Raw genomic sequence first — 24,094 nt, forward strand, 5'->3', positions numbered from 1 at the left:
GAACCTTTGCCCGGGCAAGCATCCGATCCCCCGCGTTCACGGGCTTTACGCAGCTTCTGTAACCGTGAACTGAGGCCGACTCCCCGCCCTTTTGTTCCGTTCAGGTTAAGCAGGCCGCAAATAACATTTCTGGGCTAGCTCAAGTTCGTCATTCCGCGTCCGAAAACCGAATGACGGCAGCCGGAAGACCGGGTGTCTTTCGACCGCACGCTGACCAAAACCACGCGCCTATGGGCGCATCCGCCCCATAGGTTCACGGAGTTCCAAAGATGGCATCGCTGATTACCAACCTGACGACCGACCAGATCGCCGCCCTGACGTCGACGACCCTGGCGCGCCTGACCAGCGAAGACTGGGCTGCGTTTTCCACCGAACAGTTCCAGGCGCTGACGACGTCGCAGTTCGCGTCGCTCGGCACGAAGGCCATTTCGCTCTTCACGACGTCCAACATCGCCGCCATCGAGTCTGATGACCTGCGTGCGCTGTCCACCGCCGGCATCCAGACCTTCACCAGCGCGCAGCTGAACGCGCTGGGCTCGGACCAGTTCGGCGCCCTGACGACCCGCCAGGTCGGCGCGATGACGACGCAGCAGGTCCGCAACCTGGAGTCGGACGACCTGAACGCGCTGGCCTCCGACCAGATCCGCGCGCTGAGCACGCAGCAGGTGGCCGCCATCTCCACCAGCCTGATGAACAGCCTGGCCTCGGATGACCTGCAGGCGCTGAAGACCGACCAGATCAAGGCGCTGAGCTCCCAGCAGGTCGCCGCCCTCGCCACCGAGGGCGTTGCCGCTCTGGCGACCAATCAGGCCGCCGCGCTGACCAGCACCCAGACCGCCGCCCTGACCAGCGGCCAGGCCGCGGCGCTGACCTCGGATGCCGTCCACGCGCTGAGCACCGCCGCCGTCAAGGCGCTGGGCACCGACCAGATCGGCGCGCTCAATTCCGACCAGGTCGCCGCGCTGACCACCGCGCAGATCGGCGCCCTGTCCACGCAGCAGATCCGCCAGCTGGCCAGCGACGAGATCGCCGCGCTGGGCACCGACCAGATCCGCGCCATCACCACGCAGCAGATCGCCGCGCTGACCACCGACCAGATGGCCGGCGTGGGCAGCGCCGACGTGCAGGCGCTGTCGACCGCGCAGGTCCACGCGCTGAGCTCCAGCCAGATCGGCGTGCTGAGCACCGATTCCATCGCCGCGCTGAGCTCGGCCCAGGCCGCCGCGCTGAGCTCGACCCAGGTCAAGGGCCTGACGACCGACCAGGTCGCCGCGCTGAGCTCGGACGACGTCAAGGTGCTGAACACCGCCGCCCTGCGCGCGCTGAGCACCGACCAGTTCCAGGCGCTGAACTCCGACCAGGTCGCCGCCATGAGCACGGCCCAGGTCGCCGCGCTGAGCACCGGCCAGGTCGCCGTGCTGTCCACCGATGAGCTGAACGCGCTGGGCTCGGCCCAGATCCGCGCGCTGGGCACCGCCCAGATCGCCGCGCTGTCGACCGACCAGGTCGCCGGCATGGAAACCGCCGACGTGCAGGCGCTGACGACCGGCCAGGTCGCCGCGCTGAGCTCGGCCCAGATCGCCGCGCTGTCCACCGACGCCATCGTCGCGCTGACCTCGCAGCAGGTCGGCGCGCTGTCCACGAAGCAGCTGGCCGGTCTGTCGACCGACCAGATGCACGCCATCGAGTCCGGTGACCTGCGCGCCCTCTCGACCGCCGCGGTGCGCTCGCTGACCACCGACCAGTTCGACGCGCTGGGCTCCGACCAGGTCGCCGCGTTGACGACCCAGCAGGTCGCCGCGCTGACCACCGGCCAGGTGGCCGCCATGTCCAGCGATGACCTGAACGCGCTGGGCTCGGCCCAGATCCGCGCGCTGGGCACCGCCCAGGTCGCCGCGCTGACCACCGGCCAGATCGCCGGCATGGAAAGCGCCGACGTCCAGGCGCTGAGCACCGGCCAGGTCGCCGCGCTGAGCTCGGCCCAGGTCGGCGCCCTGTCCACCGACAACGTGGTCGCGCTGACCTCCGGCCAGTTCGCCGCGATGAGCACCAAGCAGCTCGCCGGCCTGACGACCGACCAGATCGCCGCCATCGAGACCGGCGACCTGCGCGCCCTGTCGACCGCCGCGATCCGCTCGCTGACGACCGACCAGTTCGACGCGCTGGGTTCCGACCAGGTCGGCGCGCTGACGACCGGCCAGGTCGCCGCGCTGACCACCGGCCAGGTGGCCGCGATGGCCAGCGATGACCTGAACGCGCTGGGCTCGGCCCAGATCCGCGCGCTGGGCACCGCCCAGATCGCCGCGCTGACCACGGACCAGGTCCACAACATGGAAAGCGCCGACGTCCAGGCGCTGAGCACCGGCCAGGTCGCCGCGATGGGCTCGGCCCAGATCGGCGCCCTGTCCACCGACAACATCGTGGCGCTGACCTCGGCCCAGGCCGCCGCGCTGTCCACGAAGCAGCTGGCCGGCCTGTCGACCGATCAGGTCGCTGCCTTCGAGACCGCCGACCTGCGCGCCCTGTCGACCGCCGCGATCCGCTCGCTGACCACCGACCAGTTCGACGCGCTGGGCTCCGACCAGGTCGCCGCGCTGACGACCGGCCAGATCGCCGCGCTGACCACCGCCCAGGTGGCCGCGATGGCCAGCGATGACCTGAACGCGCTGGGCTCGGCGCAGATCCGCGCGCTGGGCACGGCCCAGATCGCCGCGCTGACGACCAGCCAGATCGCCAACATGACCAGCGACGACGTGCAGGCGCTGAGCACCGGCCAGATCGCCGCGCTGAGCTCCGACCAGATCGCCGCGCTGTCCACCGGCAACGTCGAGGCGCTGACCTCGCAGCAGGTCGGCACGCTGTCGACCAAGCAGGTCGGCGGCCTGACCACCGACCAGATGGCGGCCCTGGAGACCGGCGACCTGAAGGCGCTGGGCACCGCGGCCGTGCGCGCGCTGAGCACCGACCAGATCGCCGCGCTGGGCTCCGACCAGATCGGCGCGCTGTCGACCGCGCAGGTTGCCGCGCTGACCACCGGCCAGGTGAGCAACCTGACGTCCGATGACCTGAACGCGCTGACCAGCGGCCAGATCAAGGCGCTGTCCACGCAGCAGGTCGCCGCGCTGACGACCGGCCAGATCTCCACGATGGAGTCGGCCGACGTCCAGGCGCTGAGCACGCAGCAGATCGCCGCGCTGAGCTCGGCCCAGGTGGGCGCGCTGTCCACCGACAACATCGCCGCGCTGAGCTCGCAGCAGGTCGCACCGCTGTCGACCAAGCAGGTCGGCGGCCTGACGACCGACCAGGTCGGCGCGATCGAGACCGTCGACGTCAAGGCGCTGAGCACCGCGTCGCTGCGCGCGCTGACCACCGACCAGATCGGCGCCCTGACCTCCGACCAGGTGGCCGCGCTGACGACCGCCCAGGTCGCCGCGCTGGGTACCGCGCAGATCCAGGCGCTGTCCAGCGATGACCTGAACGCGCTGAACTCCAACCAGATCCGCGCGCTGGGCACCGCCCAGGTCGCCGCGCTGACCACCGGCCAGATCGCCGGCATGGACAGCAACGACGTGCAGGCGCTGACGACCCAGCAGGTCGTCGCGCTGGGCTCCGACCAAATTGCCGCGCTGTCGACCGGCAACATCGCCGCGCTGACCTCGGGCCAGGTGGCCGCGCTGTCGACCAGGCAGGTCGGCGGCCTGACGACCGACCAGATCGGCGCGATGGAGACCGCCGATGTCCGCGCCCTCAACACCGCCGCGCTGCGCGCGCTGACCAGCGATCAGCTGGACGCGCTGGGCTCTGACCAGATCCAGTCGCTGACGACCGCGCAAGTGGCCGCGCTGACGACCGGCCAGGTGAGCAACCTGACCAGCGACGACCTCAACGCGCTGACCAGCGGCCAGATCAAGGCGCTGGGCACCGCCCAGGTCGCCGCGCTAACGACCGCGCAGATCTCGACGATGCAGTCCGACGACGTCGCCGCGCTGACCACCGGTCAGATCGGCGCGCTGGGCTCGGCGCAAGTCGGCGCCCTGAGCACCGATGCCATCGTCGCGCTGAGCTCGCAGCAGGTGGGCGCGCTGACGACCAAGCAGGTCGCCGGCCTCACGACGGACCAGATGGGCGCCATTGAAACCGGCGACCTCAAGGCCCTGAACACCGCCGCGCTGCGCGCGCTGACCAGCGACCAGCTCAACGCGCTGGGCTCCGACCAGGTCGCCGCGCTGACGACCGGCCAGGTCGCCGCGCTGACCACCGGCCAGGTGAGCAACCTGACCAGCGACGACCTCAACGCGCTGACCAGCGGCCAGATCAAGGCGCTGTCCACGCAGCAGGTCGCCTCGCTGACCACGGCCCAGCTCTCGACGATGCAGTCCGACGAGGTGCAGTCGCTCACGACCGCCCAGGTCGCGGCGCTGAACTCGGCGCAGCTCGGCGCGCTGAGCACCGACTCGATCGTGGCGCTGACCTCCTCGCAGGTCGCCGCGCTCAGCAGCAAGCAGGTCGCGGGCCTGGGCACGGACCAGATGGCCGCGCTGGAAACGGCCGACCTCAAGGCGCTGAGCACCAACGCGCTGCAGTCGCTGACCTCGGCCCAGCTGGACGCGCTCAACAGCGACCAGATCGCCGCGCTGTCGACCCAGCAGGTCGCCGCGCTGAGCACCGCCCAGATCAGCAACCTGTCCAGCGATGACCTGAACGCGCTGACCAGCGGCCAGATCAAGGCGCTGTCGACCCAGCAGGTCGCCGCGCTGACGACCGGCCAGGTCTCGACCATGGAATCGGCCGACGTGGCCGCGCTGGCCACCAACCAGGTCGCCGCGCTGAGCTCGGCCCAGGTGGGCGCGCTGAGCACCGACTCGATCGTGGCGCTGACCTCGGCGCAGGCCGCGGCGCTGACCTCCAAGCAGGTCGCGGGCCTGACCACCGACCAGATGGCCGCCATCGAGACCGGTGACCTGCGCTCGATCTCGACCACCGCGCTGCGCGCCCTGACCAGCGACCAGCTGCAGGCGCTCGGCTCCGACCAGGTCGAGGCGCTGAGCACCGCCCAGGTCGCATCGCTGACCACCGGCCAGATCAGCCAGTTCGCCACCGATGACTTCGCCGCGCTGACCACCGGCCAGCTGCGCGCGTTGACCACCGGCCAGGTGGCCTCGCTGACCTCGGCCGAACTCGAAGCGCTGGGCTCCGACCAGATCGCCGCGCTGACGACCGCTCAGGTCGCCGCGCTGACCACCAGCCAGATCAGCAACCTGGGCAGCGACGACCTGAACGCGCTGACCAGCGCGCAGATCAAGGCGCTGACGACCCAGCAGGTCGCCGCGCTGACGACCGGCCAGGTCGCGACGATGGAATCGGCCGACGTGGCCGCGCTCGCCACCAACCAGATCGCCGCGCTGAGCTCGGCTCAGGTCGGTGCGCTGAGCACGGACGCGATCGTGGCGCTGACCTCGGGCCAGGTGGCTGCGCTGTCGACCAAGCAGGTCGCCGGCCTGACCACCGACCAGATGGCCGCCATCGAGTCGGGTGACATCAAGTCGCTGAACACCGCCGCGCTGCGCGCGCTGACCAGCGATCAGCTGGACGCGCTGGGCTCTGACCAGATCCAGTCGCTGACGACCGCGCAAGTGGCCGCGCTGACGACCGGCCAGGTGAGCAACCTGACCAGCGACGACCTCAACGCGCTGACCAGCGGCCAGATCAAGGCGCTGGGCACCGCCCAGGTCGCCGCGCTAACGACCGCGCAGATCTCGACGATGCAGTCCGACGACGTCGCCGCGCTGACCACCGGTCAGATCGGCGCGCTGGGCTCGGCGCAAGTCGGCGCCCTGAGCACCGATGCCATCGTCGCGCTGAGCTCGCAGCAGGTGGGCGCGCTGACGACCAAGCAGGTCGCCGGCCTCACGACGGACCAGATGGGCGCCATTGAAACCGGCGACCTCAAGGCCCTGAACACCGCCGCGCTGCGCGCGCTGACCAGCGACCAGCTCAACGCGCTGGGCTCCGACCAGGTCGCCGCGCTGACGACCGGCCAGGTCGCCGCGCTGACCACCGGCCAGGTGAGCAACCTGACCAGCGACGACCTCAACGCGCTGACCAGCGGCCAGATCAAGGCGCTGTCCACGCAGCAGGTCGCCTCGCTGACCACGGCCCAGCTCTCGACGATGCAGTCCGACGAGGTGCAGTCGCTCACGACCGCCCAGGTCGCGGCGCTGAACTCGGCGCAGCTCGGCGCGCTGAGCACCGACTCGATCGTGGCGCTGACCTCCTCGCAGGTCGCCGCGCTCAGCAGCAAGCAGGTCGCGGGCCTGGGCACGGACCAGATGGCCGCGCTGGAAACGGCCGACCTCAAGGCGCTGAGCACCAACGCGCTGCAGTCGCTGACCTCGGCCCAGCTGGACGCGCTCAACAGCGACCAGATCGCCGCGCTGTCGACCCAGCAGGTCGCCGCGCTGAGCACCGCCCAGATCAGCAACCTGTCCAGCGATGACCTGAACGCGCTGACCAGCGGCCAGATCAAGGCGCTGTCGACCCAGCAGGTCGCCGCGCTGACGACCGGCCAGGTCTCGACCATGGAATCGGCCGACGTGGCCGCGCTGGCCACCAACCAGGTCGCCGCGCTGAGCTCGGCCCAGGTGGGCGCGCTGAGCACCGACTCGATCGTGGCGCTGACCTCGGCGCAGGCCGCGGCGCTGACCTCCAAGCAGGTCGCGGGCCTGACCACCGACCAGATGGCCGCCATCGAGACCGGTGACCTGCGCTCGATCTCGACCACCGCGCTGCGCGCCCTGACCAGCGACCAGCTGCAGGCGCTCGGCTCCGACCAGGTCGAGGCGCTGAGCACCGCCCAGGTCGCATCGCTGACCACCGGCCAGATCAGCCAGTTCGCCACCGATGACTTCGCCGCGCTGACCACCGGCCAGCTGCGCGCGCTGACCACCGGCCAGGTGGCCTCGCTGACCTCGGCCGAACTCGAAGCGCTGGGCTCCGACCAGATCGCCGCGCTGACGACTCAGCAAGTCGCCGCGCTGACCACCAGTCAGATCAGCAACCTGGGCAGCGACGACCTGAACGCGCTGACCAGCGCGCAGATCAAGGCGCTGACGACCCAGCAGGTCGCCGCGCTGACGACCGGCCAGGTCGCGACGATGGAGACCGCGGACGTCGCCGCGCTGGCCACCAACCAGGTCGCCGCGCTGAGCTCGGCCCAGGTCGGCGCCTTCAGCACGGACGCGATCGTGGCCCTGAGCTCGACGCAGGTCGCCGCGCTGACCAGCAAGCAGGTCGCGGGCCTGACGACGGACCAGATGGGCGCCCTTGAAACCGGCGACCTGAAGGCCCTGAACACGGCCGCCCTGCGCGCCCTGACCAGCGACCAGTTGAACGCGCTGCACACCGATCAGATCGGCGCGCTGACGACCGCCCAGGTCGCGGCGCTGACGACCGGCCAGGTGAGCAACCTGACCAGCGACGACCTGAACGCGCTGACCAGCGGCCAGATCAAGGCGCTGTCCACGCAGCAGGTCGCCGCGCTGACCACCGGTCAGATCGCGACGATGGAAAGCGGCGATGTGGCGGCCCTGAGCTCGCAGCAGATCCAGGCGCTGAACTCGGCCCAGGTGGGCGCGCTGAGCACCGACTCGGTGGTCGCGCTGACCTCCGGCCAGGTCGCCGCGCTGGGCTCGGCCCAGGTGGCCGGCCTGACGACGGACCAGATGGCCGCGATCGAGTCCGGCGACCTCAAGTCGCTGAGCACGCTCGCCCTGCGCGCCCTGACCTCGACGCAGCTGGACGCCCTGAGCTCGGATCAGATCCAGTCGCTGACGAGCACGCAGGTCGCCTCGCTGACGACCGGCCAGATCGCCAACCTCTCCAGCGACGACCTGAACGCGCTGACCAGCGGCCAGATCCGCGCGCTGGGCACCACCCAGCTGCAGGCCCTGACCACCGCGCAGATCGCGACGATGGACACGGACGACGTGGCGGCGCTGACCACCAGCCAGCTGCTGGCGCTGAACTCCGCGCAGATCGGCGCGCTGAGCACCGACTCGATCGTGGCGCTGACCTCGTCGCAGGCGGCGGCGCTGACCTCGTCGCAGGTCGACGGCCTGACCACCGACCAGATGGCGGCCTTCGAAACCGGTGACCTGCGCCTGCTGGGCACGGCGGCGATCCGCTCGCTCGACAGCGCGCAGCTGGCGGCGCTGGGCTCCGACCAGATCGAAGCCCTGTCGACCGCGCAGGTCGCGGCGCTGAGCACGCTGCAGGTGAGCCAGCTGGCCACCGACGACGTGCAGGCCCTGACCTCGCAGCAGGTCGTCTCGCTGAGTTCGGCGCAGCTCCACGCGTTCACCACCGACCAGGTGATGGCGCTGGACAGCGGCGACTTGGCGGCGATCGGCAGCGCGAACCTGGTGGCCTTCGACTCGGCGGACTTCCAGGCCTTCACCTCGGACCAGATCCATGCGCTGACCTCGTCGCAGTGGAGCGCGATCGGCTCGTCGCAGATCGTCGGCATCGACACCGCCGACATCGCGTCGATCACGACCGAAGGCATCCATGCGCTGGGCACCGCGGCGATCCACGCCTTCCACACCGACCAGATCGCGGCCCTGACCACCGACCAGGTCCATGAGTTCAGCACCGCGCAGCTGCATGCGCTGGACACGGCCCAGATCGTGGCCCTGACGACGGACGACATCGGCGCCCTGACCAGCACGCACTTCGCGGCGCTGACCTCGACGCAGATGCATGCCTTCACGACGGACCAGATCCTGGCGCTGGATTCGCACGACATCCATTCGCTGACGTCGCTGCAGATCCAGGGCATCACCACCGACCAGATCGTGGCGATGACCTCCGACCAGTTCATCGGCTGGGACACGCAGGACCTGGCCAGCATGAGCATGGAGCAGGTGCTGGCGATGACCACCGACCAGATGGTTGGCTGGACGGACGACCAGATCAACGCCCGCTTCATGGCGACCCCGATCGTGCTGGACCTGGATGGCAACGGCATCCAGACGCTGGCGGCCAAGGACGGCGTGAACTTCGACCTCAACGCCACCGGTCACAACGACAAGTGGGGCTGGGTCGGCGGCAACGATGGCCTGCTGGTGATGGATCGCAACGGCAACGGCTCGATCGACAGCGGCGCGGAGCTCTTCGGCTCGGGCACCACGGTCAACGGCCGCAAGAACCTGGACGGCTTCTCCGCCCTGGGCTCGCTGGACACGAACCATGACGGCCACATCAACGCCAAGGACGTGGACTTCAGCAAGCTGCAGGTCTGGGTGGACGCCAACCATGACGGCAAGACCGACAAGGGGGAACTGCACTCGCTGACGGACCTGGGCATCACCGACCTGAGCCTGAACGCGGCCAAGGGCACGGACGTCGATCACGGCAACCTGGTCGGCCTGGTGTCGAGCTACACCAAGTCGGACGGCACGACGCACGAGATGTCGGACGTGTGGTTCGCCAAGGACGGCGCGACGCAGCAGGTCACCGGCACGACGCACGCCGCCGCGCCGCACCTGGGCGATCTGCTCGCGCAGCCGGAGGCCAACCTGCTGGGCGGCGCCACGGCACCGGCGGCGGCCACCGCCGCGGCGACCGCGGCCTCGGCCGACACGGTCAGCCACGACGTCCTGAGCGCGGCCTACAAGAAGCTGCATGATGACGACCAGAACGGCAGCGCCCCGCTGATCTAAGCGACGCACCGGAACCGGGGGCTTCGGCCCCCGGTTTGCCGTTTGCGGCTGCCGCCACCGGCCGCAAACGGCAAACCGCCAGGCTCCAGAAGTTTCTCCTCCACACCGCATGGCCACTTTCGACGTCGGATCGCTCACGCCGGAGCAGATCGCCGCGCTCACCACCACTCAGCTCGCCACGCTGACCGGGGCGGAATGGGCGCTGCTGAGCGCCGACCAGGTGGTGGCGCTGACGACGCTGCAGGTCGCCTCGCTGACCGCGCGGCAGCTCAATGGCCTGGCCTCCGGCCACCTGTCGGCCATGGAGGCGCAGGACATCCAGGCGATCAGCACCGGCGCGATCCGGACGCTGACGACCTCCACCATCGCCGCGCTGACCTCCGACCAGATCCACGCGCTGACGACCACGCAGATCCCGGCGCTGACCGTCGACCGCCTGCGCCGCCTCGACAGCGACCAGTTCAGCGCCTTCGACACGGCGCAGGTGGCGGCGCTGTCCTCGGTGCAGGTGCGCGGCCTGAACAGCCAGCAGATCGGCCTGCTGACGACCGACGAGGTCGCGGTGTTCAGCACCGCCTCGATGCAGGTGCTCAACACGCTGCAGCTGGGCGCCTTCAGCACGGATCAGCTCAACGCGCTGGGCACCGACCAGATCGGCGCGCTGCGCGGCAGCCAGACCCGCGGGCTCAGCGGCGACCAGCTCAGCGCGCTGCACACCGAGTCGCTGCAGGCGCTGAGCACCGGCGCGGTGCGCGGCCTGAGCACGGCGGCGGTGTCGCACTTGACGTCCGACGCGATCCAGGCGCTGGCGACCCAGCAGGTGGCCGCGCTGACCAGTCAGCAGTTCCGCACGCTGAGCACCGACGCGCTGGTGGCGATGACGTCGGACCAGTACGCCGCCATCGGCACGCTGCAGATCAAGTCGCTGAACACCACGCAGGTGGCCTCGCTCGAGGGCCAGGACCTGGCCGCGATCGGCACCAAGGGCCTGCGCACGCTGGACTCGCTGCAGCTGTCGGTGCTGAGCTCCGACCAGTTGGACGCCCTGAGCTCCCGGCAGGTGGCCAGCCTCACCTCGACCCAGCTGATCGGCATGAACACGGCGCAGCTGCCGTCGTTCAGCACCGATGAGCTGCGCTCGCTCGGCAGCACGGCGCTGGCGGGACTCAAGCCTGATGTGCTGGCGGCGATGAGCGCCGAACAGCTCGGCGCGCTCAAGACCCTGCAGGTGGCGGCGATCACGACGCGCCAGCTCGCCGCATTCGGCACCGAGGACCTGGCCGCTTTCTCCACCGCGCAGATCGCTGCGCTGACTTCGACCCAGCTCGCGTCGCTGACGCCGGGGCAGTTCCACTCGCTCAGCACCGATGACCTCGCCGCGCTGAGCAGCATCGCGTTGCGCGGCCTGACCGCGGCACAGATGGCCTCGCTCGATCCGGAGCAGGTGGCGGCGCTGTCGAGCGCGCAGACCGGCGCGCTGGGCACGCTGCAACTGCGCGACCTGACCGACGCGCAGCTCGCGGCGCTGACGCCGGCCGCGATCCAGGCGCTGTCCACGCGCGTGGTGGCCACGCTGACGAACGCGCAGCTGGAGATGTTGACCTCCGATCAGCTGACCGCGCTGACCAGCAACCAGGTCCGCGCGCTCACCACGGCGCAACTGGCGGCGATGACGCCGGACGAGCTCAACACGCTGACCACGGCGCAGTTCGCCGCGATGGGCTCGGCCCAGTTCCGCGGCTTGACGACGGATCAGGTCGCGCATCTGCAGGCCGAGGACTTCGGCGCGCTGTCGGGCACGGTGATCCGCTCGCTGAGCAGCGCGCAGGTGCAGGCGCTGGACCTGGCGCTGGTGGGCGGCATGACCTCGCTGCAGACCGGCGTGCTGAGCACCGTGCAGATCGCGGCACTGACGGCGGACCAGTTGCAGACGCTGACCCCGGCCGCGCTGCAAGGCATCACGACGCTGGCGATCCGCGGCCTGTCGGCGGCGCAACTGGATGCGCTCGGCCCGCTGGGCGTGTCGCAGCTGCGCGATGCGCAGCTCGCGGCGCTGACCACCGCCCAGGTGCGCAGCCTCGATCACGACACGCTGAACGCGCTGGGCTCGCAGCATTTCCCGGCGCTGAGCTCGTACCAGCTGGCCGCGATCTCCACCGACGAGATCGGCGCGCTGACGCCGGATCTGCTGGCCGCCGTCCGTCCGGTCTATCTCACGGCGCTGTCCACCGCGCAGATCCACGCGCTGAGCCGCGAGCAGGTCGGTGCCTTCGGCAGCGGTCAGACCTCGCTGCTGTCGACCGGCCAGGTGGCCGCGCTGACCCCGTCGCAGATCGACGCCCTGTCCACCGACGGCGTGCGCGGTCTCACGGTGCAATCGCTGCAGGGCTTCAGCACGGACCAGCTCAATGCGCTGGTGCCCGAACAGTTCGCGGCGCTGCGCACCGGCCAGGTGGCCGCGCTGACCACCGCCCAGATGGCCGCGCTGGAACAGGCCGACCTGAACGCGCTGGACTCGACGCAGTTCGCGGTCTTCTCGTCGAAGCAGCTGGCGGCGCTGAGCACCGATCAACTGGCCAACCTGGAGATCGTCGACATCGTCGGCCTCACCACGCGGGCGCTGCAGGGCCTGAGCTCGGCGCAGCTGGCGTCGATCAGCGGCGACAACCTCGCCGCGCTGAGCAACGCGCAGCTGTCCTCGCTGTCATCGCGCCAGTTGCAAGGCCTGACGGCCGATCAGATCGACCATCTCGGCACTGCCCAGCTGGCGAGCCTGGGCACCGGCGCGCTGATCGGCATGACCAGCGACCAGTTCGGCGCGCTGGACCTGGCGCAGATCGCGGCGCTCTCGCCCAAGCAGATCGCGGCGCTGAACTCGATGCAGATCGAGGCGCTGGCCACCGACGCGCTGGCGGCGCTGACCACGGCGCAATTCGCGGCGCTGCGCTCCTCGCAGCTGTCCGCGCTGGACGCCGCGCACCTGGCCGCCATCGAGACGCAGGACCTGGCGATGCTGCACTCGACGGCGCTGCGCGCGCTGAGCTCGGACCAGATCGCGCTGCTGAGCACCGATCAATTCGGGGCTCTGCGGGCGGAGCAGGTCGGCAACCTGACCTACCAGCAGGCCGCGGCGATGACCACGGACCAGATCCAGGCGCTGAGCACGGCGCAGATGCTGGGCATCACCAACGTGCAGGTGCTGGCCTGGAGCACGGACCAGATGGCGGCGCTGGAGTCGCAGGACTTCGCGCTGCTGCGCGGCAGCGCGATCCGCGTCATGACGGTCGGCGACTTCGCCGCGCTGTCGACCGACCAGGTGCATGCGATGACCAGCACGCAACTGGTCGAGATGACGACGACGCAGCTCTCGGGCTTCGGCACGGACGACTTCGCGGCGCTGACTTCGTCGGCCTTCCACGTGCTGACGACAGCGACGCTGAACACGCTGTCCACCGACGTCTTCGCCAGCCTGGGCGCCGAGCAGGTGCACGGGCTGGGCACGCAGGCGCTGCACGCCCTGAACAGCGCGTCCATCGCGGCGATGAACAGCGACGCGATCGCGGCGCTGGACAGCCGCCAGGTCATGGCGCTGACCACGGCGCAGCTCGCCTCGATCTCGTCCGAGGGCTTCGCCACGATGTCCAGCGACGAGCTGGCGGCGCTCAGCCGCGACCAGGCCAAGGCGCTGACCGTCGACCAGATCCACGCCATCGGCAGCGACGCGGTGATCGGCTTCGAGACCGCCGACCTGGCCGCGCTGAACATGGATCAGGTGCTGGCCTTCTCCACCGACGCGCTGCATGCGATGTCGGGCAAGCAGTTGGACGCGCTGTTCCTGGCCACGCCGATCATGCTCAACCTCGATGGGCACGGGCTCGGCACGGTGGCAGCGGCCCAGGGCGTCAGCTTCGACCTGAACAACACCGGCCACAGCCAGCAATGGGGCTGGATGGCCCAGGGCAACGGCCTGCTCGCCCGCGACCTCGACGGCAACGGGCAGATCGACTCGGGCGCCGAGCTCTTCGGCACCGGCACGGCGCTGGCGAGCGGCAGGCACGCGGCCAACGGCTACGAGGCCATGCAGGCCATGGACAGCAACGGCGACCATGTGCTGAACGCGCTCGACGCCGGCTTCGCGCAGTTGCGGATCTGGGCCGACGCCAACGGCAACGGCAAGACCGATGCGGGCGAACTCAAATCGCTCGCCGAGCTGGGCATCGTGGAGCTGGACCTCAACGCCAAGTCCAGCGCGACGGTCGATCATGGGAACGTGATCGGCTTGATCTCCGGCTACAAGACCGCCGATGGCGTCACGCACCAGATGGGCGACGTGTGGTTCTCGAAGTCGGGAGACGGCCAGAAAGCCCCTCCATCCGCCGCCGACGTGCTGGCGGCTCCCTCCGCGTCCGTGCTGCCGGGGGCGGCGCACGGTGACGCGGCGGCGTCGGCGCCCTCCCCGGCCGCGCCGGACGACGGCGCGCGCATCCACCATGCGGCCACGGCGGCCCTGCACGCGACGATGCGCAAGGTCGGCGAGGAAGACGGCACCGGCCCGCTGCTCTGATCGGTTCGGTCGGCCGACATCGGAAAAGCGAGCGGCAGCGGACGCCCGGGAAGGGTTGTCCGCCGAACGGTGAACGCGGGAATGTTCACTAGACATCCACCTTCGACAGACGACGTCGTCCCTCAAGGTGGCCAGCAAGCGCTTTGCTGGACGAACGCGTCGTCGCTCATGGAGCACGACGATGCCGCTGACTCTCCCTTCCAGCCCTGAGGCGGACTCGACAGGCGCCGCGGTCATGGACGGCGCCGCTCCTCCCCAGGAGCACGCCGGCGCCGAACGCGAGGCCGCGCCGGCGGACCCGCGCGAAGCCCAGCTCCGGGCACGGCTGCGCAGCGAGAAAGCCGTCTATGACGCGCGGCGCAAGGAGCGCGACATCCTTCATGAGGCCTTGCGCCTGGAGGCCCACGCCGACGCCACCAGTGCCGATCGCCAGGAACGCGTCCGGCAGCTCAATGCGGTGATCGCACGCGTGGCGGCGGCGGAGACCCGGGTACTGGCCGCGGCGCAGGAATGGTCGGCCGCGAAGGACTGGCCAGAGATCACCGCGATCGAGTCCGGCGCCGCGCGGGACAACCCGCCGCGATCTCGCCGGGCGCGCATCGCCGACACGCTGCTGAGCCCGCTGCGCGGCCTGCGAGCGCGGTTCAGCGCCCCGCGGATCACCCTCGCCGCCGGTCCGCTGGGGGTGTCTCGCAGCGGGACGTCTCCGACGAGTTCCGCCCGCGGCCAACTCCCCGACATCAAACCCGCCCTGCCGGCGAACAAACATCCATTGGCATCGACGGACAAGCCGGCGTCGATCACGCCGTCTCCACTCGCTGCGGCGCCGGCCGCCGCAGCCGCGTCGAAGGACGCCGAATTCGAGGCCGAACTCATGCGCCTGTTCGCCACTTCCGCCGACGGCAGCGCGACGGCCGCCTGCGACGTCGCCTCGCTGGCCCGTACCCTGCTCGAGCATCCTGGCGCGGATCCCTCGGGACGTCCCGGCGGACACGCGTTGCGCCATGAGCAGGCCCTGCTGATCGCCACGACGCTGCGCACGCTCACCGGCCACCCGCTGATGGCGCGAAAGGCCTATCTGGCATTGCGCGAACACGCGCCCCCGTTGCCGGCGGTCCTTCTGCCCGACAGCCACAAGCCTGCGCCGGGAATGGCACGCCTGGATGACGAAGTGGGGCCAAAGCTTGGCCCTCGGCGCATGGCCAACAACGCGCGGCGCGCGCTGGCCTCGACCGCCGGCGGATTCCAGGCGTTGCTGGATCTGCATGGCATCGCGCTGCCCTCCCCTGGAGATCCTTCGCGCGCCTACGCCGAGCAGGCCATCGAGCACTACAAGCTGGGCCTGCGCGCCGAAGACGCGTTGATCCGCCTGGGTCTCGAGCCCGGAAAGGACTACGCGACACAAGATGTCCGCGACGCGCTGAACGCACACCCCTTGCACCCGCGGATGCTCGATCCGTCCTGGCTCGGCACCGGCAACGCGCGCCGGCGGCCCGGCGGCCCGCATGAGGCCGAGCATCCCATGACGCTGGCGGCGCAGGCCTTCCTGCATGCCACGGACAACTGCGGCCGTGCGCCCGGGGAGCCGGAGCGCTGGCGCGACTACAAGCCCGCCGCCGTCGCGCTGCGCAACGGCTTCACCGAGAGCGGACAGGGAACGCCCTTCCACCTGATGACCAAGCGGCTGCGCAAGTTCATCACCTACATCGACCTGGCCTGCAAGACGCCGCAAGGTCAACTCCCGACGACGCGCGATCGCCTGCGCGCGCCCATCCGCGCGCTGCGCCGGCTGGCCGGCAAGGACAAGACACCGCTGCGGACCTTGCTGAACGCCGGACCGCTGGCCTCCCACCTGGGCACGATGCCCGACCATCGCGCGGACCCGCGGGCCCGGGAGAAGGCCGCCGCGGCTGCGGCTTACCAGGCGGCGTTCGACAAGGCGCTGCGCGAGATGCAGGCGGAGTTCGACAGCGCCGACCCGGCGCGCCGCCGCGAGATCCTGCGCCAGGTGATGAACTCGGTGGTGACCGGCAACGACATCGCCACCTACCGCGACGGCCGGCGCCACGGCATCGGCGTCACCGTCGGCGCCAACGCCGCCAGCATCGGCGGCGCGGGCAGCCTCTCCTTCGGCATCACACCGGTCGTCGAGCTGGGCGCCGACCGCAGTCGCGCCGCCGTCTTCAAGGCGGGCCCGAGCGCCAACAGCGGCGTGCTGTTCCTGGGCAGCGAGCGCAAGGTGAGCGGATCGGTCGGCGCCGGCGTCCGCGTGGGCACCGAGCTGGGCCCCGTGGGTCTCTCCGCGCAGGCCATGGCGCGGCTGGGCGGGTCGCACCTGGTCGCCAAGGGCCTGATGATCCGCACCAACCGGGAGGGCCGCGAACATCAGGCGCTGCCGCCCGAGGAGCGGGCCCGGCTGACGGCCAGCGACTGGCGGGGCATGGGCGAACGGGTGGTCAACACGATCTTCGAGATCGCCGACCCCGCCCGCAAGCGCCCCGCCCATGGCGGCGAGATGTGGGCGCGGGTCGTGGAGCGGCTTGGCGATGACCACGACATCTCCTTCGGCTGGAACGAGGCCCGCGCCCGCTCGGCCGAGGTGTCGCTGTCGCTCGACGCGACCGCGCGCGCGGAGCTGGGCCTGGGCATCGGCGCCTTCGCGACGGCGGGCGCCGGCCTCAAGCGCACCCTCCTCGACAAGCAGCGATCACGCGATACCGGCGGCGCCACGCGCGTCGGGCAGGACACGAGCGCCACCCACACATCGATCGGGCTGGACGCCAGCGCCGGCATCACGAATCCCGCGGTGCCGCTGCCCACGGGCCAGGGCCTGGTGCTCTTCGGCCAGCACAAGGTCGGCGTCGAGACCGATCTGCTGTTGAGCGGCAGCGGCAGCGGGACCCGCATCACCACGCAGGACGGCAAGGTCCTTCCGCGGTTCTCGTTCAAGGAACGCCAGGTCGCCAGGCCGGACAAGTTCCTCGCGCTGATGGCGTCGCGGCGCGCCGTCTGGGAGCCGCGCCTGGGGCCCGGTGTCCTGGACGGCTTCCTCCAGCGCATCCGGGATCTGCCGCCCGCCGCCTCCAACAACCGGCTCTTCATCGAGATGCTGTGCCTGACGCCGGAAGCCGGCGAGCGCATCAACGCCTGCATGGAGCGCCTGGCGATGCTGCAACGCCCGCTGCCGCCCGGCGTTGCGCAGGACCGGGACACGCAGGACCGCATCCGCGACCTGCAGCGTGAGATCGCCATCCAGGTTGACGACGACGCCAGCTGGGAGCCGTCGAAACTGGTCGTCAACGAGACCGTCTCGGCCACGCGCGCGTACTCGCTGGGCGCTCAGGCCCTGGTCACGCCGGCCACGCCGCCGGACCCGCCCGGGGGCGGCTTGGTCGAGCGCTTCCGCGCCGGCGGCCAGGTCACCCTGGGCGCTCACGTGAACTCGGCGATCGCCGGCCGGGACCTGCTCCTCCTGGCCGCCGGGCCGGCGCCGGCCTGAGTCGACCCCGCCCACACCTTACCTTCGCCCTGCCCTCGCCCTGCCGTCTTCGCCACGGAGTAGGCCGTCCCTGTCCCCCTTATCCGCGCATGCCCCCGCCCGCGCGGGGACACAATCCGCCGGATGAAGACACTCTGCATCGAAGGCTGGCGGGGGGTGAACCACTCCATCGCGATGGTCAACCAGAACCAGATCCTGGAGATGGTGAAGGACCCGCGGTTCGAGCTGTTCCACAAGGACGCGCCGTTCTTCATGCCGCATTGGGACAAGGGCAAGCTGGACTCCGGCTTCGCGCCCGAGGAGCGCGCCATCATCGACGCGCTGCCCGACCCCGGCGACCGCGTCATGGACCTGCGCCTGCGCATCGCCTCGCCGGTGCGCCTCGGAGACCCGGCCGCGGCGCGCCGCAACGCCACCTTCGTGGTCACCGAATTCGGCCTCTCGGGCAAGAGCTTCGATCCGCCCGAGATGGCACCCTCCGCGCTGACCCAGGGCGACGACTTCATCGTCACGCCGACGCGCTGGTCCAAGGCGCGGCTGGTGGATTACGGCTTCGACGCGGACAAGGTCCAGGTCGTGCCCCACGGCTACAAGACCGACACCTTCTTCCCGATGACGCCCGAACAGCGTCAGGCCGCGCGCGCGGCGCTGGGGCTGCAGCCGCATGAGACGGTCTTCGCCAACGTCGGCGTGGCGACCTGGAACAAGGGCATCGACCTGCTGCTGCTGGCCTTCGCCGAGCTGCGCCTGCAGGGCCTGCCGGTGCGGCTGATCCTCAAGGACCACCAGGGGCTGTACGGCATCGGCGTCGAGCGCCTGTTCGGCGAGCTCGCGGCGCGGGCGCCCCAGCTCAATTCGCCGCAGGTGCGCGACGGCATCTCCATCCTGTCGACCAGCCTGAACCTGCCGCAGCTGCGCTCGCTGTACGCGCTCTCCGACGCCTATGTCTCGCCCTACCGGGCCGAAGGCTTCAACCTGCCGGTGCTGGAGGCGATGGGCTGCGGCACGCATGTGATCGTCAGCGGCGGCGGCGCCACCGACGACTTCACGCCGCCCGAGCTCTGCCACCGCCTGCACACCCGGCCCGGCACCGACGCCGACGCGCCGCAGCCGGTGGGCGCCTTCGTCGTGCCCGATCTGGACGACCTGCGCGAGGCGATGCTGCAGGTGGTCGAGCAACGCCTGACCCCGGCGCCGCGCCGCGAGGCCGCCCGCCAGCGGCTGGCGCAGCGCTTCTCCTGGGGCACGGTGACGAAGCAACTGCTGGACCTGATGTCATGAGCGCCAAGCCCAGCATCGCCGTCGCCATCGTCGACACCGACCTGCATGTGCTGGCCCGCCAGGCGCTGCTGCACAGCATGCGGCTGATGGAGCAGCAGGGGCTGCCGTTCAGCCAGGTGCTGATCTACTCGGACCGGCCGGAGCTGTGGCCCGGCCTGCCGGTGATCCCGGTGCCGACGCTGCGCTCGATCAACGACTACAACCTGATCATCACGCGCCAACTGGCCGAGCACCTCAGCGCCGATCACGTGCTGGTGATCCAGTACGACGGCTTCGTGCTCAACGCGGATCAGTTCTCGCCGCACTTCCTGCATTACGACTACATCGGCGCGCCCTGGCCCAACTACGAGGACAACAACGTCGGCAACGGCGGCTTCTCGTGGCGCTCGCGCCGCCTGGTGCATGCGGTGGCGCAGCTGGACTATCCCGATCCGGCCCAGGCCGAGGACCTCTTCATCTGCCGCACCATGCGCGACACGCTGGAGCGCGCCGGCTGCCGCTTCGCGCCCAAGGCGATCGCCTCGCATTTCTCGGTGGAGTTCCCGGCGGTGCCCTACCCGACCTTCGGCTTCCACGGCATCTTCCACCTGCCCAGCGTCTATCGCGAGATGCCGGATTTCCTGCTGGACCACCTCTCCGACCGGATCGTCAAAAGCCGCAGCGGCTACCTGCTGCCGGGCCTGCAGGTGGTCGCCCCGGAGACCGCGCTCAAGCTCCAGGCGCGCCTGGCGGCGCTGTCCTGATCCCGGCCAAGACTCCCCCTCGAAAGCTTCCGATGAACGCGAAGAAACAGATCGTCATCCTGATCCCCCACGGCGTGCAGACCGGCGGCCCGGAGGCGCTGCACCAGCTGTCGGACTCGCTGATCCGCCAGGGTCACGACGCGCGCGTCTGGTACGTGCTGCCGACCGATCTGCCCGCGATCGACGAGTTGTACCGCCGCAATGGCCTGAGCGCCAGCACGGCGCTGAAGCTGCAGCCGCGGCCCAACACCGTGGCCGACTACCAGAAGTACCAGGTGCGCCTGGCCGAGGAGATCGCGATGACGCCGGACACCTGCGTCGTCCTGGCCGAGACCTATGTGCACTGGCTGCGCTACTTCCAGCCCTGCACGCCGATGGTGTGGTGGCTGAGCATCGACAACGCCTTCGAGTACCTGGCGGTCAACAGGATCAACATGAACCTGCTGCGCAGCGAGCGGGTGCTGCACACCTACCAGTCGAGCTACGCGCACGACGTGATCCGCGCGCTGGGCTGCACGCGGACGCTGCCGCTGTCGGACTACACGCCCGGCAAGCCGGTCGCCGCGGACGGTGAGCCGGCGGTCGATCCGGCCGCCAAGACCGACATCGCGCTGAACGCCAACCACAAGGTCATCTACGACGTCGGCGCGATCGCCGCGCGGCTGGAGCGCGAGAACGGCTGCAAGGTGCACCTGATCCGCGGCCTGACGCGCGCGCAGGTCTACGACGCGCTGGGACGGAGCAAGCTGTTCATCGATCTGGGCAACTTCCCCGGCAAGGACCGGCTGGCCCGCGAGGCGCTGATGCGCGACTGCTGCGTGTTCGCGCTGGACGTCGGCGCGGCGCGCGACTACGCGCTGCCGGACGAGTGCTACTTCAAGCCGGACCAGGTCGACCAGGTCTTCGCCGGCGCCGGCGAGCTGATGCGCCAGTACGCGCTCTACCTGGAGCTGTCGCGCCCGGCGCAGCAGGCGGTGCAGCGCGAACGGATGATCTTCGAGCGCGAAGTCGCCGGCCTGGCGCACGCCTTCGGGGCCTGACCGAGTCGGCTGCCACGGGGGTTTCCCGGACTGGCTTCGACCGATGTAGGCAATTTCCTCACGCGTGATCGCGCGCTGAAGACCTTGAGAACCCGCCTGCCGCCGCCGAAGATGAAATTTGGCACCGGCTCGGAGTGCCAGCATCCGTCAGGGGGAATCGCCATGAATCTTTCAAGCCTCAAGGTCAAGACCAAACTCTGGGCCGGCTTCGGCCTGATGGCGTTGATCGTCATTGCCGTGTCGGCCGAGGCGCTGCATCAGCTGGACCAGTCCAGCACGCGCGTGGAGACCTACCTGCATGGCGTCGCGGCGCGCGAGCGCCTGGTCATCGCGGTGCAGTCCGCGGCCAAGTCGCGCGCGATCGCCGCTCGCAACCTCGTCCTGGTGACTACGCCGCAGGACCGCGCGATGGAACTGGACGCGGTCACCAAGTCCCATGAGGAGGTCAAGCAATCCCTGGGCCGGCTCAAGGAGCACCTGACCGGCGCGCAGGACGCGACGCCGCAGGACAAGGCGCTGTTCGACAAGCTCTCCGGCGTCGAGGAGCAGTACGGCAAGGTCGCGCTCGCGATCGTGGGACTGGTCAACGAGGGCAAGCGCGACGACGCCATCGCGAAGATGAACACCGAATGCCGGCCGCTGCTGGCCGCGTTGCTGACGGCCACTGGCGAATTCATCCGCTACGAGGACGAGCGCTCCGCCGGCGAGACGCAGGCCGCGAGCGAGCTCTTCGCCACCGACCGCACGCTGCTGATCGTCACGGCCGTGCTGTCCACGGCGATGGCGGGCCTGCTGGGCTGGCTGATCAGCCGCGCGGTGACGGCGCCGCTGAATCGCGCGATCCGGGTGGCGCAATCGGTGGCCGACGGCGACCTGCGCGAGGAGATCGAGGTCAGCGGCCGCGACGAGCTGAGCCAGTTGCTGACCGCGCTGAAGGCGATGAGCGGCAACCTGTCGGCGATGGTGTCGAACGTGCGCCAGGCCGCCGATGGCATCGCGACCGCCTCGACGCAGATTGCCAGCGGCAACCACGACCTGTCCAGCCGCACCGAATCGCAGGCCAGCGCGCTGCAGCAGACCGCCTCGTCGATGGCGCAGATGACGGAGACGGTGCAGGTCAACGCCGAGTCCTCGCGCAAGGCGACGGGCCTGGCCGACGCGGCGGCGCAGGTCGCTGGCCAGGGCGGCGAGGTGGTGCACCGCGTGATTTCGACGATGGAGGCGATCACCGGCTCCAGCAAGCGGATCGGCGACATCATTGGCGTGATCGACGGGATCGCGTTCCAGACCAACATCCTGGCGCTGAACGCGGCCGTCGAGGCGGCGCGCGCTGGCGAGCAAGGCCGCGGCTTCGCGGTGGTGGCCAGCGAGGTGCGGGCCTTGGCCCAGCGCAGCGCGCAGGCGGCCAAGGAGATCAAGGTGCTGATCTCCGACAGCGTGGAGAAGGTCGATGCCGGCGGTGCGCTGGTGCAGGAGGCCGGCCGGACGATGGACTCGGTGCTGAACCAGGTGCGCAAGGTCACCGACCTGATGGGCGAGATCAACGCCTCCACCGAACAGCAGTCGCAGGGCATCGTGCAGGTCAACGAGGCGGTGGCGGCGATCGACCGCGGCACGCAGCAGAACGCGGCGCTGGTCGAGGAAAGCGCGGCGGCGGCCGAGAGCCTGCGGCAGCAGGCCGTGGCGCTGACCGAGGCGATCTCGCGCTTCAAGGTGCGCGGCGGGCTGTCGGCCGCCTGAGCCGGCAGGCCGCACTTAGCTGAGTTTCGCCACAAATCCCACCGAGTTATCACCAGTTCGGATCAATAGACTGCACCGTCGGCAAGCCCGAGTTTTCCCGGCAGTCCCGCAGGTGCCGGCGATTTGTATAGTCCTCCCTGACCGACAGCGAAATCCGACTTGGGAAGCTCCCGTGAACGGCATATACCTGATCATCCCTGCCGAGGAATCAGAGGGATTGGTGTGGGATCCGCTGCAGGATCTGACGTTCTACGAGGCAATCGGGTGGAACTCCATCAAGTCAGACTGGGTGGCGCAAAAGGCTCGTTTCCTGGACGACGCGCATGAAAAGCTCAACGCTGGGGTCGTGAGACCGGGAGGGCTCGTTGCAGCAGAGAATCTGGCGCATGAGCTTCTCAAAAAGATTCGGGCTGAATGCGACCTTCTCCCGATAAGCGTTGGAGGTAGACGATGGGAACTTCTGAACGTCTTGTCCACGGTACAGGAATTCGACAGGTCTCGCTCAGAAGTTCTTGCAAATTTGGACGGTCGAGTTTTCTGGGTGCATGAATTATCAATTCCTCTGAACGAGGCGGCCTGGGATATCTTCACCCTCTCTGCATCGAATCGCGCGTCAATATTTGCCACTGATCGATTTGTGCAGGCCTCAAAGGAGCTGAAAATGAAAGGTGTCGATTTCAAAAGGATAGCTGAATTCAGCCCATAAAGCCGATTGTCGCCGTATCCGTGAAGCTGGCCCGATCATCAAACCGATGACTAGGCCGGGCGCCGGCAATCCACACATCGTCAAGGGCGTGCGATCGCCGGCGCCAGCGCCAATGAATAAGTGATGGACGCTTGGTTCAATTTCTTTTCATATTCATCCCGACCCCTGAGATTTGAAATGAAATTGCTCATGGCGCGTCCACCTCGAATTTTGATCATTCTGAAGCTGCTTCTGCTTCCCCGCTCTTGGTGGGTGGCTGCGTACTGGCTCAAATGCCCGCCAGATTCAATGGATCATCTGGCTTAGAACAAGACTGATATGAAAATTGGGCTCTTGCAGCTTGTGCGGTGAAGCGGGCACGCTCATGATGGCCGGCGGGACTCGTTTATACGGGACAACGGTCTAGGCGCACTTAAATGCAAATGACTGACCCTGTGTTGATCGCGACGCTGGCCGGCCTGCCATGCATGATCTACGGTGTGATCACGATGATCAAGTTCAGCGCATTTGGCCAACAAATCGCGGCCGTGCAGCGCAGGTCGAACGATCTGCTAGAACCTGGCGGCGAAGGCGGTATGAACAATTACCAAATTGAGTTATTTGAGCAATTGATCAATGGCGATGAATTGCGCGGTATCGACGAAGAACTCTTGGAGAAGGCTCGCCATATCGGCAAGCATCTGCGCTGGAGTATGCGAATGAATATCGCATGGATCGTTGTGGTGGGCACAACCTATTGGATCACGGTGAGTTAGGGGCATTTCAACGGCATTGATAGTTGCGCCTGTAAACCGTTCGTCAT

The 24,094-nt window shown here is 69.2% G+C and carries 9 protein-coding genes; all 9 read left to right on the forward strand.

Going from position 1 to position 24,094, the window contains the following annotated elements; translation table 11 throughout:
• Positions 1–269 precede the first annotated feature (269 nt).
• A complete protein-coding gene (locus ABDW61_RS05810) occupies positions 270–9,719 on the forward strand; it encodes a hypothetical protein (protein WP_343637143.1) in 9,450 nt (3,149 codons plus the stop codon).
• Between the two features lie 109 nt (positions 9,720–9,828).
• Positions 9,829–14,283 (forward strand): hypothetical protein, encoded by a 4,455-nt coding sequence (locus ABDW61_RS05815; protein ID WP_343637145.1) that lies wholly within the window; start codon positions 9,829–9,831, stop codon positions 14,281–14,283.
• Between the two features lie 181 nt (positions 14,284–14,464).
• Positions 14,465–17,782 carry a hypothetical protein gene (locus ABDW61_RS05820; RefSeq protein ID WP_343637147.1) on the forward strand — a complete coding sequence of 1,106 codons (3,318 nt, stop codon included), beginning with the start codon at positions 14,465–14,467 and terminating at the stop codon, positions 17,780–17,782.
• A 123-nt stretch (positions 17,783–17,905) separates the two neighbouring features.
• Complete coding sequence (locus tag ABDW61_RS05825; RefSeq protein WP_343637149.1) at positions 17,906–19,063, forward strand: glycosyltransferase; 1,158 nt, start codon at positions 17,906–17,908, stop codon at positions 19,061–19,063.
• Positions 19,060–19,806, forward strand: coding sequence for a DUF5672 family protein (locus tag ABDW61_RS05830; RefSeq protein WP_343637151.1), 747 nt, complete (start codon positions 19,060–19,062; stop codon positions 19,804–19,806). Before ABDW61_RS05825 ends, ABDW61_RS05830 begins: the two co-directional genes overlap by 4 nt.
• A gap of 32 nt (positions 19,807–19,838) precedes the next feature.
• On the forward strand, positions 19,839–20,846 hold the full coding sequence (locus ABDW61_RS05835; protein ID WP_343637153.1) for a hypothetical protein: 1,008 nt from the start codon (positions 19,839–19,841) through the stop codon (positions 20,844–20,846).
• A gap of 162 nt (positions 20,847–21,008) precedes the next feature.
• Positions 21,009–22,586, forward strand: a complete 1,578-nt coding sequence (locus ABDW61_RS05840) for a methyl-accepting chemotaxis protein (protein WP_343637155.1) — start codon at positions 21,009–21,011, stop codon at positions 22,584–22,586.
• Positions 22,587–22,758: 172 nt separating this feature from the next.
• Entirely contained in the window at positions 22,759–23,292 is a 534-nt protein-coding gene (locus tag ABDW61_RS05845) for a hypothetical protein (RefSeq protein ID WP_343637157.1), read from the forward strand.
• A gap of 416 nt (positions 23,293–23,708) precedes the next feature.
• Positions 23,709–24,047, forward strand: coding sequence for a hypothetical protein (locus ABDW61_RS05850; protein WP_343637159.1), 339 nt, complete (start codon positions 23,709–23,711; stop codon positions 24,045–24,047).
• Positions 24,048–24,094 lie beyond the last annotated feature (47 nt).

Origin of the sequence: Roseateles sp. (assembly GCF_039595595.1) — a bacterium.
In the GTDB taxonomy this organism is placed as follows: domain Bacteria; phylum Pseudomonadota; class Gammaproteobacteria; order Burkholderiales; family Burkholderiaceae_C; genus Roseateles.